The sequence below is a fragment of the Streptomyces sp. NPDC002643 genome (assembly GCF_053592555.1).
The window spans coordinates 279,090-295,151 of the sequence record NZ_JBSFVY010000008.1 but is presented as its reverse complement, the minus strand read 5'-3'; the positions used below and the strand labels follow the sequence as shown (position 1 = coordinate 295,151).

Below are 16,062 nucleotides of genomic sequence, written 5' to 3'. Positions count from 1 at the left end.
TCACGGCCACGCGCGGCATCCGTCCAGCCATCACATCGAGGGGACTCCATGAAGTTCGGCATCAACCTCTTCCCCACCGTGGGACCCGCGGAGAAGTCCGCCGGACAGCACTTCGAGGAGTCGCTGCGGCTGGCCGAGCTCGCCGACGAACTCGGCTTCCACCACGTCAAGACGGTCGAGCACTACTTCCACGAGTACGGCGGCTACAGCCCCGACCCGGTGACGTTCCTCGCCGCCGCCGCGGCCCGCACCCGCCGTGTCCGCCTGGTCACCGGCGCCGTACTGCCCGCCTTCACCCACCCGCTGAAGCTCGCCGGCAAGCTCGCCATGCTCGACAACATCTCCCGGGGCCGGCTGGACGTGGGCTTCGGACGGGCCTTCCTGCCCGACGAGTTCACCGCGTTCGAGGTCTCCATGGACGAGAGCCGGGCCCGGTTCGACGAGGGCGTCGAGGCCGTCCGCCGGCTGTGGGCGGAGGAGGACGTCGTCTGGGAGGGCACCTTCCACCGCTTCGGCCCGGTCACCATGCTTCCGCGCACCTGGCAGCGCCCGCACCCGCGCATCCTCGTCGCCACCGCCAAGACGCCAGCCTCGGCCGAGGCCGCGGGCCGCGCCGGGTACGGCGTGATGCTCGTCCCGTCCATCAACCCCCGCGAACAGGTGCGGAAGACGCTCGCCCTGTACCGCGACGCGGCCTCCGCCGCGGGCTTCAAGCCGACGGAGGAGGACATCCACATGAGCTACAGCTGCTATGTCGCCGAGGACGGCCAGGAGGCCCGCGAGAAGGGCAAGTCGGCGTCCGAGCGGGCCAACCAGGCCCTCGCGTCCGCGGTGTCCGCGTGGCGCGAGACCCGCAGCGCCGACTACCCCGGCTACGAGAAGATCGTCGAGAAGGCCGGCCGGGGCGACTTCGACCGCGCCGTCGCCGAACGCAAGGCACTCGTCGGCACCCCCGACGAGGTGCGCGAGGCGATCGACGACATCCGCGGCTGGTTCGGCGACTTCACGATCAGCCTCCAGGTCATCTCCGGCGCCATGCCGTTCGAGAAGTCGGCCCGCACCATGCGCCTGTTCGCCGAGCGAGTCCTGCCGCACTACGCGTCGAACGACTGAGGACGGACCGCCGATGGTTTCCCTGCGCACCGAGCACGGCCGCACCGGCCCGGGCGGCGGCACCGACGGCGGGGACCAGGTGTCCCGTGCCCGCAAGGCCCGTACGGACGGGCGGGGCGGGAGGGCGGTGGACGAGGCCGACGCGGCGTTCGCCCGGCCCCGTCCGCGCCCGCTGCGCCGGGTGGCCGCCGCGGTGGGCCTCGTCCTGCTGGCGATGGCCCTCAACGCCCTGGTCACGAACGACGCGTTCCGCTGGGACGTCGTCGCCAAGTACGTCACCGCCGAGACGGTGCTCTCCGGCCTGGTCACCACCCTGTGGCTGACCGCGGTCGCCTTCACCGGCGGCTTCGTCCTCGGTACCGCGCTCGCCGTGATGAGGCTCTCCGACAACCCGGTCCTCGTGGTGCTCAGCTTCGGCTACACCTGGCTGTTCCGGTCCGTCCCGATGCTGGTGCAACTGCTGTTCTGGTACAACATCTCGCTGCTGTACCCCACGCTGTCGCTGGGCATCCCGTTCGGGCCCGGGTTCACCGAGTTCTCCACCGAGCGGATGATCAGCGGTCTCACCGCCGCCGTCATCGGGCTCGTCCTGCACGAGGCCGGGCAGCTCGCCGAGATCGTCCGGGCCGGCATCCTGTCCGTCGGCCGCGACCAGACCGAGGCGGCCCAGGCCCTGGGTCTCGGCGGCTGGCGGACCTTCCGCCGCGTCGTGCTGCCCCAGGCCATGCCGGCGATCCTGCCGCCCGCGGGCAGCCAGGTCATCGGCCTGCTGAAAGGCACGTCCATCGTCAGCGTCATCGCCGTACAGGACCTGCTCTACGCGACCCAGCTGATCTACAACCGCAACTACCTGGTCATCCCGCTGCTGTTGGTGGCCACGCTCTGGTACCTGCTGCTGACGACGCTGCTCAGCGTCGTCCAGCACTTCGTCGAACGCCGCTACGCCACGGGGGAGCGCGCATGATCGAGGCCGTCGGTGTGCGCAAGTCGTTCGGCACGCTGACCGTGCTGGACGATGTCTCGCTCACCGTTCCCGAATCCACCGTCACCTGTGTCATCGGCCCCTCCGGGTCCGGCAAGAGCACCCTGCTGCGGTGCGTCAACCGGCTGGAGCGCATCGACGCGGGACGCATCGTGGTCGACGGCGAGCTCGTCGGTCACGAGTGGCGCGGCGACCGGCTCTACGAACGGCCGCGCCGCGCCGTCGCCCGGCAGCGCACCCGTACCGGCTTGGTCTTCCAGAACTTCCGGCTCTTCCCGCACATGACCGTCCTCGACAACCTCACCGAGGCCCCGCGCGCCCTCCTCGGGCTGAAGCGGGCCGCCGCCGAGGAACGGGCCCGCGGTCTGCTGGCCCGGGTCGGCCTCGCCGGGAAGGAGACCTCCCGCCCCCACCAGCTCTCCGGCGGCGAGCAGCAGCGGGCGGCGATCGCTCGGGCCCTGGCCATGGAACCGAGGGCGATGCTCTTCGACGAGCCGACCAGCGCCCTCGACCCCGAGCTGACCCGGGAGGTGCTCACGGTCGTCAGGGAACTCGCCGACGGCGGCATGACGATGATCGTCGTCACGCACGAGATGCGGTTCGCCCGGGAGGTCGCGGACCAGGTCGTCTTCATGGACGACGGCCGCATCGTCGAGACGGGCCCGCCGGCGGAGGTCTTCGACACCCCGCGCAACGAGCGCACGGCCCGTTTCCTGACCCGCGAGTGACAGCGCACGGCCCGTTTCCTGACCCGCGAGTGACAGCGCACGGCCCGTTTCCCGACCCGCGACCGACACGGTGTCCGCCCGAGGCCCGCTCCCACCCGCCGCCCGCCCCGCCCGCCGTCCAGAACCGAGCCCAGCCCGTCGAGGAGGCATCATGTCCCCAGCCCCGGCCGCCCGCACCACGGGCGCGCGTGGGAACCCCGCGCGCACCAGCCGTGTCCTGGCCACGGCGACCCTGCTCACCCTGCTCCTCGCGGCCTGTGGTTCCGGTACGGAGGAGATCCCCGAGGACAGCCGGGCCGCCGACCTCGGCCGCCAGGACGTGGTCTCCGCGGTCCACGAGGAGTCCGCCATCTCCGCGTCCCTGCCGGCGAAGCTGCGCGAGTCCGGTGTGCTGCGCATCGGGTCCGGCATCGGTGTGCCGCCCGTCGCGTTCAGCCCCGAGGACGGCGGCCCGCCGCGCGGCGTCGACATCGACGTCTCCGAGGCCGTGGCCCGCGTCCTCGGACTGAAGGTGGAGCGCAAGCACGTCAGCGGCGCCTCCCTCATCACCGGTCTGAACGCCGGCCGTTACGAACTCGGCACCGCCAACCTCGCGGTGACCGACGAGCGCAAACAGGCCCTCGACTTCGTCCTCTACCTCACCGACGGCACCGGCTTCGCCGTACGGGAGGACAGCGAGCTGAAGAAGGTCGACGACCTGAAGGACCTGTGCGGCTCGCGCGTCGGCACCGGTACGGGTACGACGTTCGAGGCGGACCTCCAGACGGCGAGCGAGGAGTGCGAGGCCGACGGGAAGGACCCGATCGCGATCAGCACCTACCCGGACGCCGCCGCGCACTTCCTCGCGCTGCGCCAGGGCCGGGTGGACGTACTCATGACGACGTCCAGCGTGCTGCGTTACGCCGCGACCCAGCAGCCGGATCTGCGCTACCTGGGCGAGATCGAGCGCAAGAACGTCGGCCTCGCCCTCAAGAAGGGCTCCCCGCTCGCCGGACCCGTCAAGGACGCGGTGAACCAGCTCATCGAGGACGGCACATACGCCAAGATCCTCAAGAAGTGGAAGCTGGAACCGGCGGCCGTCGACACGTCGGTCGTCAACCCGCCGGCGCGGCCCTGAGCCGCCTCACACGCACAAGGGCGGGCCTCCCCACAGGAGGCCCGCCCCAAGCCATGGGCGGCGACGCCGCCCCGGCGGTGACACGAGGAGGGCCGGGTCGGTCACGCCCCGGCCCTCCCGCCGTCCCACCCGTGCCCGGCGCTCACACCCCCGCCGTCCGAGGGCCCGCACCGGTGAACTCCACCACCGCGCAGCTCCAGGTGAACCCGGCGCCCACCCCGAACAGCAGGCCCAGAGCACCGGCCCGCGGCAGGCCCGACTCGGCGAGGAACGCGAGCCCCGCGAACTGGTCGCCGGCCCCCAGATGCCCCACCGAGCGGCCCCACCGCCAGGTGGTCCGCTCCTCCGGGATGTTCCAGCGGCGCAGGAACGTCGAGTTCAGCCGCCCGCGCCCGAAGTGCGGCAGGACGAACCAGGCGATGTCGGCGAGCGTGCAGTCCGCCTCGGCGAGCGCCCGCTTCAGCGTCTCGTCCTGCCCGGCCGTGATCCGGGCGACGCTGTAGGACCGCCCGGTGTCCTCGATGAACGTCCGCTGCAGCAGCCCCAGATCGATCGGCCGCCGCACCGCGAACGGCACCCGCGAGAACGGGTCACGCCCCCGGTGCATCTGCTCCAGGTCGGCGTCCGACACGGTCACGAGGCTGCGCAGCCGCGCCAGCCCCGTGTGCCCACGGCCCAGGACGAGCGCGGTGCCCGCGTCGCCGTACACCGTGCCGGGGTCGCTGCGCCAGCGGTCGAAGCCGGGCCCGCCGAACACATCGCCCGTCGTGAGCAGCGCCGCCGTACGGCCGGGTGTGCCGAGGAGATAGCCGGACGCGAGCTCCAGCGCGGCCATGCCCCCGTTGGACAGCTGCTTGATCTCGATCGCGGGGCACCGGTTGCCCAGCGCGTACCGCTGGATGTACGAGGCGGGGGCCCACAGGTCGTGCCCCTGGTGCTGCACGGTCGCGTGCAGCACCAGATCGACGTCGGTGCACGGCGTAGCCGTACGCTCCAGCACCTCCCGTGCCGCGCCCACCGCGAGTTCGGGCGCGGAGGCGGAGGCCGAGACCGCCACGGAGACGATCCCGCTGCGGCTCGCGGCGCGCTCGTCGCAGAGCCCGTCCCGCAGCGCCTCCTCCACGCTGCTCCGGCCTTCCAGGCGCACGGCGGCGCCGGCGATGTACAGGTCGTCGAACCTCATGTCCCGATGCCCTTTCACCGGCCGGCCGAGAGGGAGTCCCGCGCCACGCCGACAGCCGCCGGACCAGGTGGTGCCCGGCCCGGCGGCCTCGTGCCGACCGCGGCGCACCGGGGCGACGGGTCGCGTGCCTCCGGTCGGACACGACACTGGGCCCGCCCGGTGGACGGGCGGTCCAGAACGGCTGGAGGGCTCCCGTTGTGCCCGGGGTCGACCCAGGCTCCAGACGGTGCCGCCAGCATGACGGGACACCGAGGAGAGGAGACCCGCCGTGACCGCACCGCCGTCGGCCGTGCTGCTGTTTCCCGGACAGGGCGCCCAGCAGCCCGGAATGGGTGTGGGCCTCTACCACGCCCACCCGGGCTTCAGGACCCGTATGGACGAGGTCCTCCAGCTGTGGCGGGCGCACGGGTTCGACCTGCGCGCCGACTGGCTCGCCGCCCGCGAAGGCCCCGAGGCCGATGGTCTGCGCACGGCGCAGCCGCTGCTGTACTCGCTGAACTGGGCCGTCGGCCGGACGGTCCTCGACGCCGGTGTGCGGCCCGTGGCCCTGCTCGGGCACAGCGTCGGCGAGGTCGCCGCGGCCACCCTCGCCGGTGTCTTCGACCCGGCCGACGCCGTGTCCGTGATGGCGGACCGGATCGCCCGGCTCGACGGCACCCCGCCGGGCGGCATGCTCGCCGTGCGGGCGGGCCCCGACGAGGTCGCCCCGTACACCACGGACGAGGTCGTCGTCGGTGCCGTCAACGCGCCCCGCCAGGTGCTGCTCGCGGGCCCGGAGGCCGGGCTGCGCACCGCCGAGGAGAAGCTGCGGGCCGACGGCTTCACCTGCCGCAGGGCCCGCGCCCTCAACCCGTTCCACAGCCCCGTGCTCACCGAGGCGGCCCTGCGCACGCTGCCGCTGCTCGCATCGGTGCCGATCCACCCGCCCCGACTGGCGCTCCACTCGGCGTACGAACCCGGGCCACTGACCTACGAACGGGCCCGGGACCCCCGGTTCTGGGCGCTCCAGGCCGCACGCCCCGTGCTGTTCGGGCCGGCCCTCGACATGCTGCTCGCCGGGCAGGACGCGGTGCTCGCGGAGGCGGGCCCCGGACAGGGGCTCACCGCACTCGCGCGCCGCCACCCGAGGGTGGCGCGGGGGCGCTCGCGGGCGATCGGCCTGCTGCCCGCGAGGCCCGGCGGACCGGACGCCGAGCGCGCGGCCTTCGAGCAGGCCCTCGCCGAACTCGCGGGCGGGCCTTCCCACTTGGGGGCCTCGGCCGACTCCCCGGCCGCCGACCCGGACACGCGGGTGTCCAGGCCCGTTCGAGCCGGTCTCCAGACCGACTTGACACGGTCACTACCAGGGGCCGGAGCGCCGGTTCCCGCCGACATCGAGTGAGGATGCCCATGGAACGACGCGTCGTCATAACCGGAATCGGTGCGGTGGCGCCCGGGGGAACAGGGATCAAGCGGTACTGGGATCTGCTGTCGACCGGGCGGACGGCCACCCGCACGATCTCCCTCTTCGATGCCTCCCCGTACCGCTCCCAGGTCGCGGCCGAGGTCGACCTCGATCCCGCGGCGGCCGGACTGTCCCCGCAGGAGGCGCGCAGACTCGACCGCGCGGGCCAGTTCGCGCTGGTCGCCGCCCGGGAGGCGCTCGCCGACTCCGGCCTGGACCTCGCCGGCCCGCAGGCCGTGAGCACGGGGGTGTCGCTCGGCTGCGCGGTGGGCTGCACCACGTCGATGGAGGACGAGTACGTGGTCCTCAGCGACGGCGGCGCCCACTGGCTCGTCGATCACGAGTACGCGGTGCCCCGGCTCTACGACCACTTCGTCCCGAGTTCACTGGCCGCCGAACTGGCCCGCGAGGTCGGTGCGAAGGGCCCCGTCTGCCTCGTCTCCGACGGCTGCACCTCGGGCCTCGACGCCGTCGGCCACGGCGCCGACCTGATCCGCGAGGGCAGCGCCGACGTCGTCGTCGCGGGCGGCACCGACGCGCCGATCTCCCCGATCACGCTCGCCTGCTTCGACGCCATCAAGGCGACCACACCCCGCAACGACGACCCGGAGCACGCCTCCCGCCCCTTCGACAACACCCGCAACGGGCTCGTCCTCGGCGAGGGCGCCGCCGTGCTGATCCTGGAGGAACTGGGGCACGCGCGAAGCCGCGGCGCCCGGATCTACGCCGAGGTCGCCGGGTTCGGCACCCGCAGCAACGCCTACCACATGACCGGTCTGCGCTCGGACGGCGCGGAGATGGCCGAGGCGATCCGGGTCGCCCTCGCGGAGGCGCGGCTCGCGCCGGAGCGGATCGACTACGTCAACGCGCACGGCTCCAGCACCAAACAGAACGACCGGCACGAGACCGCCGCGTTCAAGGAGTCGCTCGGCGAGCACGCCCGCCGGGTCCCGGTCAGCTCCATCAAGTCGATGATCGGGCACTCGCTCGGCGCGATCGGCGCGCTCGAACTCGTCGCCTGCGTCCTCGCGATGGAGCACGGCCTCATCCCGCCGACGGCGAACCTGCGTGAGCCCGACCCGCTGTGCGATCTCGACTACGTCCCCCTGACCGCGCGCGAGGCCCGCGTCGACTCGGTGCTCAGCGTCGGCAGCGGCTTCGGCGGCTTCCAGAGCGCCGTCGTCCTCGCCCGTCCCGAAAGGAGCGCGGCGTGACGTCCACCGCCACCCGCCCCGTGATCACCGGCATCGGCGTCGCCGCCCCCACCGGGCTCGGAGCCGACGCCCACTGGTCGGCCGTCGTCGAGGGCGCGAACGGTATCGCGGAGATCACCCGGTTCGACGCCTCCGGCTACCCGGTGCGGCTCGCCGGCGAGGTGCCCGGGTTCGAGGCCGGCGAGCACATCCCCAGCCGGCTGCTGCCGCAGACCGACCATATGACCAGGCTCGCCCTGTACACGGCGGACGCGGCACTGAAGGACAGCGGACTCGACCTCGCCGCCCTGCCCCCGTACGCGGCCGGTGTCGCCTCGGCCTCGTCGATGGGCGGCTTCGAGTTCGGCCAGCGCGAACTGCAGAACCTGTGGAGCAAGGGCGGCCAGTTCGTCAGCGCCTACCAGTCCTTCGCCTGGTTCTACGCCGTCAACACCGGCCAGATCTCCATCCGGCACGGATTGAAGGGCCCGAGCGGCGCCGTCGTCACCGACCAGGCCGGCGGGCTGGACGCGATCGGGCACGCGCGGCGCCAGATCCGCAAGGGCACGACGGTGATGCTGGCGGGCGGCGTCGACGGCGCGCTGTGCCCGCTCGGCCTCGCGGGACAGCTCGCCTCCGGTCGTCTCAGTACCGAGGACCGCCCGGACCGGGCGTATCTGCCCTTCGACGAGGCCGCCTCGGGCCATGTGCCGGGCGAGGGCGGCGCCTACCTCGTCCTGGAGGACCCGGTGTCCGCCGAGGAGCGCGGGGCCCGGGTGTACGGCCGACTCGCCGGGTACGCGGCCACGTTCGACCCGCATCCGGGCGACCCGGAGGCCGACGGCCTGGAGCGCGCGATCCGTACCGCCCTGGCCGACGCGGACCTCGCCCCGGACGCCGTCGCCGTCGTCCTCGCGGACGCCGCCGGCGTACCCCGGGCGGACCGCGCCGAGGCCGCCGCGCTGGCAGCGGTGTTCGGCCCCCGGGGTGTGCCCGTGGCCGTGCCGAAGGCGCAGACCGGCCGCCTGTACGCGGGCGGGGCGGCGCTCGACCTGGTCTCCGCGCTGCTCGCCCTGCGCGACGGCAGCGTCCCGCCGACCGCCCACATCACCTCCGTCGCCGCCGACTGCCCCGTGGACCTGGTGACCGGTGAGGCCCGCCCGCTCACCGGCGACGCGGCGCTGGTCCTCGCGCGCGGCGAGGGCGGCTTCAACGCGGCCGCGGTCGTCACCACCACGAACTGAACCCCCCGCCACCGGAGTCGGGAGACCCACGGACAACCACCGGCTCGACCGGCGGACCCCACCGACGAGTACGCCCCACACGGAAGGAACCCACCATGAGCCCCAACGGTCTGACGGCACTGAGCATCGACGATTTCACCCGCATCCTGCGCGAGTCCGCCGGGGAGGACGAGGCCGTCGACCTCAGTGGCGACATCGCCGACGTGCCGTTCACGGACCTCGGCTACGACTCCCTCGCCCTGCTGGAGGTGGCCGGCCGTATCACCCGTGAGTACGGGGTCGCCCTCCCCGACGAGACCCTCGACGGCGCCGAGACCCCTCGGGTCTTCGTCGACCTGGTCAACTCGGCCCTGTCGGGCGGCTGACCGCGACGAGGAAGGCGGGGACCCGGGATCTCCGGGGCCCCCGCCTTCGCCGTTCGCCGGGCCGTCAGCGGGACGCGGCCCGCTCCGCGGCCTCCTTGGCCAGGGTGAGGGTGGCCGTGCTGTTCCTGCCGAGGGCACCCCGTACGAGGTCGCGGGCCGAGTCGAGGGTGGCGTCCGGGCCCAGCAGCTCCCGTACCCGATCGAGTCGCAGGACGACCGTGTGGTGCGAGGTGGCGCGCACGCCGTCCGGGGTCGGCTCGATGGTCCACCGGCCCGTGTGGGCGGCCATCAGCGGCGGTACCTCCGTCTGCTTGTACACGAGCCGGTCCGGGGCGAAACCGACCCGTACCGACTTCGTCGTGTGCACCGAGCCGTCGGCGGCACGGGTGTCCATCTCGACCGTCTGCACGTCCTCGCCGGGTTCGGTCAGCACGAGCCGGTTCACATGGGGAAGCCGCTCCTCCCACAGGTCGGCCCGCCAGAGGAAGTCGTACACCTGCTCCTTCAACTCCTCCTTCGGCCCCGAGATGTCGACGTGGTCGGCGAACGACAGCAGCGCCCCCGGCTCCGCCGCCAGGGACTCGGCCGCCGTCTTCAGCGCGGCCAGTTCGGAGCCGCTGTTGGTGTCGACGGCCTGCTCCACCCACGCGCGGGCCACCGGATCGTCGTCGACGACGGTGAAGTCGTGCAGCAGTACGACACTGCTGCCGCCCGGCGCGGCCTCGATGATCCACTCGCCGCCCATCGACGCGACCGGCGCGGACGAGACCTCCTGACGGAACGTCACCCGCAGTGCGCCGGGGTCGAGTTGGCGACGGGAGGTCCAGGACCGCACCTCCCCGTTCGCGAACGCCCAGATCCGCAGTCGCTCCGACCGGTCGTCCCCGTCGAGTCTCTCCACGTGCACGGTGGGCGGAAAGACATGCGGCCAGTCCTCCGCCGCCGCGATCAACGCGTACACGGCCTTGGGCTCGGCCGCCACCTCGATCGTGTGCCGTGTCCTGACGACACCTGATTCCGACATGAAGGGCCCCTTTCCGAGATACCGCCGCGAGTGTCGGGCACATCACTCCAGCGGCAGTGGAGAGGGACTGGACGGCCACGGCTGTCCTGTGAACGGCTCCTCCAGGAACAGCCCCTCCCGCCCGCGGAGTTGTAGCGGGACGACGCCGAGGCCCGGGGCGGACAGACTCGCCGTGGGCACGTTGAAGCCCCGGTTCGGCGGTGCATCGTTCATTCGCAGGAGATTCGCTGGGTGAGAAGAGTTCAGTTGCCTTCGCGTCACAGGCACTTCACAACACCCGCAAATGCGCCGGGCTCACGCCCGTATTGGACGTGCATCGAACCGGCCCCATACGTTCGGGACATGGGTGCTGTCTCTCGTCGACGCCTGCTCACGCTCGATGCGCTGGCCGCGTTCTGCTTCCTCCTGCTCCCGCAGGTGTCGGTGCTGCGGCCGGCCGTCGGCGGCGAGGTCAGCGGCACCGCTGTGTGGCTGCTGTCCCTGAGCACCGCGCTGCCGCTGGTCGTAAGGCGGCTGTGGCCTGTCCCGGTCTTCGGGTTCGTACTGACCGCCGCCTGCGTGGCGCTGGCCGCCGGCGCCGGACCGACCCCGTTCCTCGCCACCGCGTATGCCCTCTACACGGTGGCAACGACCAGGAGACAGCGGCCAGGACTGTCCGTGGTCCTCGTCGCCGCACTGTGTGCGGTGGGCGCCACCCTGATCACGGTGTCCGGCGGACAGGGCTACCAGGGCGGCAGCAAAGCCGTGCAGATCGTGTTCGCCCTGCTCGTCCTCGGCGCCACCTGGGCGACAGGGGTCGCCGTCCGGGAACGGCGGGAGGGCCTGCGGCGCGCCATCGAGCACGCGGCCGAGCAGGCGAAGGCCGAGGAACGCCTGCGCATCGCCCGCGACATCCACGACGTCGTCACCCACAGCGTGGGCCTGATCGCGATCAAGGCGGGAGTCGCCAACCACGTGATCGCCACCCGCCCCGAGGAGGCGAGGGAGGCCCTGACGGTGATCGAGGACGTCAGCCGCCGGGCGCTGCGCGACATGCGGGCCACCCTCAAGGTGCTGCGCCGCGAGCAGGACAGCGGCGCGGGCGACCTACAGCCGATCCAGGGACTTTCGGACCTGTCGGCCCTGGTGAGCACGACCGGGGCGGCCGGGGTACGCGTCGACCTGCGGACCCGGTACGTGGAGGAACCCCCCGACGGTGTCGCGCTGTCCGCGTTCCGGATCGTCCAAGAGGCGCTGACCAACGTCGTCAAACACGCCGCGCCCACCCGCTGCCAGGTCCGTCTCACCGCGGAACAGGGCACGTTGACGATCGAGGTCACCGACGAGGGCCCCGGTCCGGGACACCGGCCGGCCGTGCCCGGCGGCGGCATGGGCCTGGTCGGCATGAAGGAGCGGGTCGCCGCCCACGGGGGCGCCTTCAGCGCCGGACCGCGCGCGGGCGGCGGCTTCCGGATCTTCGCGACACTGCCGTGCTGAGCCGCACTCATCGCCGTACGCGGCCGGACTGATCGCCGTGCTGAGCCGGACTCATCGCCGTACGCGGCCGGACTCATCCGCAAGTATGGGTTCGGCCCGCACGGCCCCGCCCCGGAGTCCCGACTCCGGACCGATGTGCCCGGCAGCTGCGCCCGACGACACTCGTCACGTGATTGACGTCCAGAACTTGACGAAGCGGTACGGGCCCACCACCGTCGTGGACAGCCTCACCTTCACGGTGCGGTCGGGAGCCGTCACCGGATTCCTGGGTCCCAACGGGGCCGGGAAGTCCACGACGATGCGGATGATGCTCGGCCTCACCCGCCCGGACGCCGGGTCCGCCCGCATCAGCGGTCACGCCTATCACGAACTGAAGTACCCCGTCCGCCAGGTCGGCGCCCTGCTGGAGACGGCGGCCCCGCACCGCGGCCTGACCGCCACCGACCATCTGCGCTGGCTCGCGCAGAGCAACCGGATCGCCCGGCAACGCGTCGCGGAGGTCCTGGAGATGGTCGGCCTGACGGGAGCGGCCCGGCGGCGGATCGGCACGTTCTCGCTCGGCATGGGACAGCGGCTCGGCCTGGCGGCGGCCCTGCTCGGCGACCCGCCCGTCCTGGTGCTCGACGAACCGGTCAACGGCCTGGACACGGAAGGCATCCGGTGGCTGCGCGAACTGCTGCGCTCGATGGCCGCCGAGGGCCGGACCGTCCTCGTCTCCAGCCACCTGATGACCGAGATGTCCATGGTCGCGGACCACCTGATCGTCATCAGCCGCGGACAGCTGCTCGCGGAGACCAGCATGTCGGACTTCATACAGCGCCACGGACGGACCTACGTACGCGTGCGGACCCCCGAACCCATGCGCCTGCACCAGGAACTGGAACGGAAGGGAGTCTCGCCGCGCCTCGCACAGGACGGCAGCCTGGAAGTCGACGGCATGACGCCGGCCGAGATCAACCGGCTGGCCGCGGTGAACGGTCTCTCGCTCGAAGAGCTGAGCACCCACACGGGATCGCTTGAGGACACCTTCCTCAAGCTCATCGGCGACGGAGGAAGCGCCACCCATGTCTGAGACGGCCGCCGCCATACGCGCCGAGTTCACCAAGCTGCGAGGTGTCCGCGGTACGTTCGTGGCCCTGCTGCTGTTCGCGCCCACCAGCCTCCTCATCGCAGCCCTGGGCGGCTGGTCGGCGAGGGGTGCGATCGAGGCCGACAGCCCCGGACTCCGCGACGACTTCACCCCCGAGCAAGCGGGCCTGGACGGCATCCTCTACGGCCAGCTCGCCCTGATCGTGTTCGCCGTGCTCATCGTCTCCAGCGAGTACACGTCGGGCATGATGCGGGTCTCGCTGCTCGCCGTGCCCCGGCGGGGCCGGCTCTACGCGGCGAAGGTGGCCGTCACCGCTGCCGCCGCCGCGGCTGTCGCGATCCCCGTCACGGTCGTGGGCTATCTGCTCACACAGTTCGCCCTGGGACCCCACGGCGCCGGCATCGATGCGAGCGGTGTCCCCCGTGCCCTCGCCGGCGCCGTGGTCTATCTGACGCTGATGAGCCTGTTCGCGGCCGGTGTGGCCGCGGCGGCTCGCGGCGCCGTCATCCCGCTTGCCGTCCTGCTCCCGATGGTGCTCGCCGGATCGCAGATCCTGTCCATCATCGGAGCGACCAAGGAGATGGTCCGGTACTTCCCCGACCGGGCCGGCACGCGGATGCTCACGGTCGACGCGGACGACGCGTTCACCGGATTCGCCGTGCTGCTCGTGTGGACCGTCGCCGCGCTGGCCCTCGGCTATCTGCGCCACCGGCGGTGGGACGCGTGACGGGACGGGCACGAGGCATCTGCCCCATGCCCGTGGGACATGCCGCCCCGTAGGTTCCCAGACAGGTCACGGGCCGAACAGGTCGGCCCGGGCGATCTGATCCTCTGGGAGGAACCATGTCCGCGATCTACGAGCCCCCGGCCCTCCAGGAAGTCGGCTACACCGACGAGTACACGAACCTGGCCCCCGAAGGACCCGCCACCTGGGCCTCAGGGCCCGCACACATCCGGGACCTGGCCGAACGGGCCACCGGCGAGGGCGCGTCCCTGCACCTGACCGGCTTCGGCGGGGACGAACTGTTCGGGCGGATGCCCGCCTGCGCCTGGTCCCTTGCTCGCGCCCACCCGGTCGGCGGCCTGAAACTGGTCAACCGCTATCGGCTGGCCAACCGCTGGTCGTTGACCGCCACGGTGCGCGCGCTCGCGGACTGGTCGACGTTCTCCCAGAACATCGCCGCGGTCGCCGCCCGCATCAGCGACCCGCCACCGCCGCTCGACGAGCCCGACTTCGGCTGGGTGTTCGCGCCCCGCATGCCCGCCTGGGCCACACCGGACGCCGTGTCGGCCGTCCGGGAACTGCTCACCACCACCGCCCGCGAGACCCCCGTACCCCTCGACGCGGACCGGGCCCGGCACCAGGCGCTCGCCTCGATCGTCTTCGAGGGGAAGACGATCCGCCTGCTGCGCGCGAAGGGCGTCCCGTGCGCGCGAAGGGCGTCCCGTTCGCCGGGATCGGCGCCGATCCCGCAGCCGCACGCCGGCCGGTCTACGTCGACCGTCCCGGCGGCAGCCTGGCCGTGATCGCGTGCAGCTCGACGCTCCTGCCCGGGCAGGAGTCCGCAGCCCCGTCACCGGACCTGCCGGGCCGACCCTGGGCTGAACCCCCTGCGGCACAGCGCGACACTGCGGGTGACGCCCGCACAGATGGACGTACTGCGGGAGATCGACGGCGAGACAGGGCTGCGGGCTCGGCGGGCCGAGGCCCGACGCCGCGCGGACCTCGTCCTGGTCAGCGTGCACTCCCACGAGCCCGGGCCGACACCGGAGACACCCGGTGAGTTCCTCCGCGAGTTCGCCCACCGGATGATCGACGAAGGCGCCGACATCGTGGTCGGACACGGCCCGCACCAACTGCGCGGGGTGGAGCTCCACCGGGGGAAACCGATCTTCTACAGCCTGGGGAACATCGTCAGCCAGATCGAACTCGCCGACCGAGTCCCGGCCGAGGACTACGCCAAGATCCCCGCCCGTGAACAGCTCACCCCGGGCGGCTACTTCGCCGAACTCAGCGCCCACGGCCGCCGGATGTTCGCCCCGCACCGCCGGTACCGGCAGTCGCTCGTGCCGGTGCTCACCTTCGACGACGGCGCTCTGGTGGATGCCCGCCTCCACCCGGTCGACCTGGGGTTCGGCCGGCCGGTCCACCACCGGGGCCGCCCGCGGCTGGCGGACCCGGTCGAGGCCAAGGAGATCCTCACCGACCTCGCCCGGCTCGCGGAGCCGTACGGCGCCGCCGTGACGGCCGCAAGAGGAGAGGACCCCAAATCTCTTTAGAACAAGGGGAGTTGAGCGGGCGGAACCGGCGCTGCTGCTAAAATCGCGGTCTTCGAGGGCCCGATGGGCAGTTTGCGATGAGTGGCGAGGAATGCGGGATGGCTGAGGCGGTCCGGGTGCTGATCGCGGACGATCAGGCGCTGTTGCGCGGGAGCTTCCGTGTCCTCATCGACTCGACACCGGGAATGGAGACGGTCGGCGAGGCGGGTGATGGCGCGAGGGCCGTGGAACTCGCCCGGGAACTCAAGCCGGACGTCGTCCTGATGGATCTGCGCATGCCCGTCATGGACGGCATCGCGGCCACCCGGGAGATCTGCTCCGACGAGGCCATTGCCGGCGTACGGGTACTCGCCCTGACGATGTTCGACATGGACGAGTACGTCTACCCGGCCCTCCAGGCGGGCGCGAGCGGCTTCATGCTCAAGGACGCCTCGCCCTCGGACCTGGTCGCAGGCATCCGTGTCATCGCCACCGGTGAGGGTGTCCTGGCACCCACCGTCACCCGCCGCCTCATCGAGAACTTCTCCGGCGGCAGCGAAACGGTTCGGCCGGCTCCACGGCTCGTCGGGCTCACCAAGCGGGAACAAGAGGTACTCGTCCTGATCGCGAATGGGCTGTCGAACGCCGAGATCGCCCAGCACCTGGTGATCAGCCTGCCCACGGTGAAGACCCATGTGAGCAGCCTCCTGTCCAAGCTGAACGCCCGCGACCGTGCCCAACTGGTCATCATCGCCTACGAAAGCGGTCTCGCCGAGCCCGGGATGCCGGCCTGATCCTGCTCGCCGGGCCACCAGGGGAGGCGGGTGAGCCATCGGCGTGGTCT

Annotated in this window: 16 protein-coding genes and 1 pseudogene; 14 read left to right on the top strand and 3 right to left on the bottom strand. The window is 72.3% G+C overall.

Annotation, left to right across the window (positions count from 1 at the left end; all coding sequences use genetic code 11):
- Positions 1-48: 48 nt before the first annotated feature.
- From ACWD4G_RS15230 to ACWD4G_RS15215, 4 genes are all read left to right on the top strand, one after another.
- A complete protein-coding gene (locus ACWD4G_RS15230) occupies positions 49-1,113 on the top strand; it encodes an LLM class flavin-dependent oxidoreductase (RefSeq protein ID WP_451293338.1) in 1,065 nt (354 codons plus the stop codon).
- A 13-nt stretch (positions 1,114-1,126) separates the two neighbouring features.
- Positions 1,127-2,077 (top strand): amino acid ABC transporter permease, encoded by a 951-nt coding sequence (locus ACWD4G_RS15225; RefSeq protein WP_451293336.1) that lies wholly within the window; start codon positions 1,127-1,129, stop codon positions 2,075-2,077.
- Entirely contained in the window at positions 2,074-2,823 is a 750-nt protein-coding gene (locus tag ACWD4G_RS15220) for an amino acid ABC transporter ATP-binding protein (RefSeq protein ID WP_451293334.1), read from the top strand. Before ACWD4G_RS15225 ends, ACWD4G_RS15220 begins: the two co-directional genes overlap by 4 nt.
- A 151-nt stretch (positions 2,824-2,974) precedes the next feature.
- Entirely contained in the window at positions 2,975-3,940 is a 966-nt protein-coding gene (locus ACWD4G_RS15215) for an ABC transporter substrate-binding protein (RefSeq protein ID WP_451293332.1), read from the top strand.
- A 142-nt stretch (positions 3,941-4,082) separates the two neighbouring features.
- On the opposite strand, the gene ACWD4G_RS15210 is transcribed toward ACWD4G_RS15215, so the two are convergent.
- Complete coding sequence (locus ACWD4G_RS15210; protein WP_451293330.1) at positions 4,083-5,123, bottom strand: ketoacyl-ACP synthase III family protein; 1,041 nt, start codon at positions 5,121-5,123, stop codon at positions 4,083-4,085.
- A gap of 268 nt (positions 5,124-5,391) precedes the next feature.
- On the opposite strand from ACWD4G_RS15210, the gene ACWD4G_RS15205 reads away from it, so the two are divergent.
- From ACWD4G_RS15205 to ACWD4G_RS15190, 4 genes are all read left to right on the top strand, one after another.
- Positions 5,392-6,504: an acyltransferase domain-containing protein gene (locus ACWD4G_RS15205; protein WP_451293328.1), complete on the top strand. Its 1,113-nt coding sequence runs from the start codon at positions 5,392-5,394 to the stop codon at positions 6,502-6,504.
- Between the two features lie 8 nt (positions 6,505-6,512).
- Entirely contained in the window at positions 6,513-7,781 is a 1,269-nt protein-coding gene (locus ACWD4G_RS15200) for a beta-ketoacyl-[acyl-carrier-protein] synthase family protein (protein ID WP_451293326.1), read from the top strand.
- On the top strand, positions 7,778-9,004 hold the full coding sequence (locus tag ACWD4G_RS15195; RefSeq protein WP_451293324.1) for a ketosynthase chain-length factor: 1,227 nt from the start codon (positions 7,778-7,780) through the stop codon (positions 9,002-9,004). The genes ACWD4G_RS15200 and ACWD4G_RS15195 overlap by 4 nt, the downstream gene beginning before the upstream one ends.
- 95 nt (positions 9,005-9,099) lie before the next feature.
- Positions 9,100-9,369: an acyl carrier protein gene (locus ACWD4G_RS15190; RefSeq protein WP_451293322.1), complete on the top strand. Its 270-nt coding sequence runs from the start codon at positions 9,100-9,102 to the stop codon at positions 9,367-9,369.
- 64 nt (positions 9,370-9,433) lie between these two features.
- Here ACWD4G_RS15190 and ACWD4G_RS15185 read toward each other — a convergent pair whose 3' ends face one another.
- Together ACWD4G_RS15185 and ACWD4G_RS15180 are read right to left on the bottom strand one after the other, a co-directional pair.
- Complete coding sequence (locus ACWD4G_RS15185; RefSeq protein ID WP_451293320.1) at positions 9,434-10,393, bottom strand: aromatase/cyclase; 960 nt, start codon at positions 10,391-10,393, stop codon at positions 9,434-9,436.
- 42 nt (positions 10,394-10,435) lie between these two features.
- Positions 10,436-10,606: a hypothetical protein gene (locus ACWD4G_RS15180; RefSeq protein WP_451293318.1), complete on the bottom strand. Its 171-nt coding sequence runs from the start codon at positions 10,604-10,606 to the stop codon at positions 10,436-10,438.
- 129 nt (positions 10,607-10,735) lie between these two features.
- Between ACWD4G_RS15180 and ACWD4G_RS15175 the strand changes: the two genes are divergently transcribed.
- From ACWD4G_RS15175 to ACWD4G_RS15150, 6 genes and pseudogenes are all read left to right on the top strand, one after another.
- Positions 10,736-11,869, top strand: coding sequence for a sensor histidine kinase (locus ACWD4G_RS15175; RefSeq protein WP_451293316.1), 1,134 nt, complete (start codon positions 10,736-10,738; stop codon positions 11,867-11,869).
- A 169-nt stretch (positions 11,870-12,038) separates the two neighbouring features.
- Entirely contained in the window at positions 12,039-12,941 is a 903-nt protein-coding gene (locus tag ACWD4G_RS15170) for an ABC transporter ATP-binding protein (RefSeq protein WP_451293314.1), read from the top strand.
- Positions 12,934-13,686: an ABC transporter permease gene (locus tag ACWD4G_RS15165; protein WP_451293312.1), complete on the top strand. Its 753-nt coding sequence runs from the start codon at positions 12,934-12,936 to the stop codon at positions 13,684-13,686. The genes ACWD4G_RS15170 and ACWD4G_RS15165 overlap by 8 nt, the downstream gene beginning before the upstream one ends.
- Positions 13,687-13,829: 143 nt before the next feature.
- A pseudogene (locus tag ACWD4G_RS15160) lies at positions 13,830-14,363 on the top strand (lasso peptide isopeptide bond-forming cyclase); the annotation flags it as partial.
- Between the two features lie 231 nt (positions 14,364-14,594).
- Positions 14,595-15,239 (top strand): CapA family protein, encoded by a 645-nt coding sequence (locus ACWD4G_RS15155; RefSeq protein ID WP_451293310.1) that lies wholly within the window; start codon positions 14,595-14,597, stop codon positions 15,237-15,239.
- 98 nt (positions 15,240-15,337) lie between these two features.
- A complete protein-coding gene (locus ACWD4G_RS15150; RefSeq protein WP_451293308.1) occupies positions 15,338-16,012 on the top strand; it encodes a response regulator in 675 nt (224 codons plus the stop codon).
- Positions 16,013-16,062: the final 50 nt, after the last annotated feature.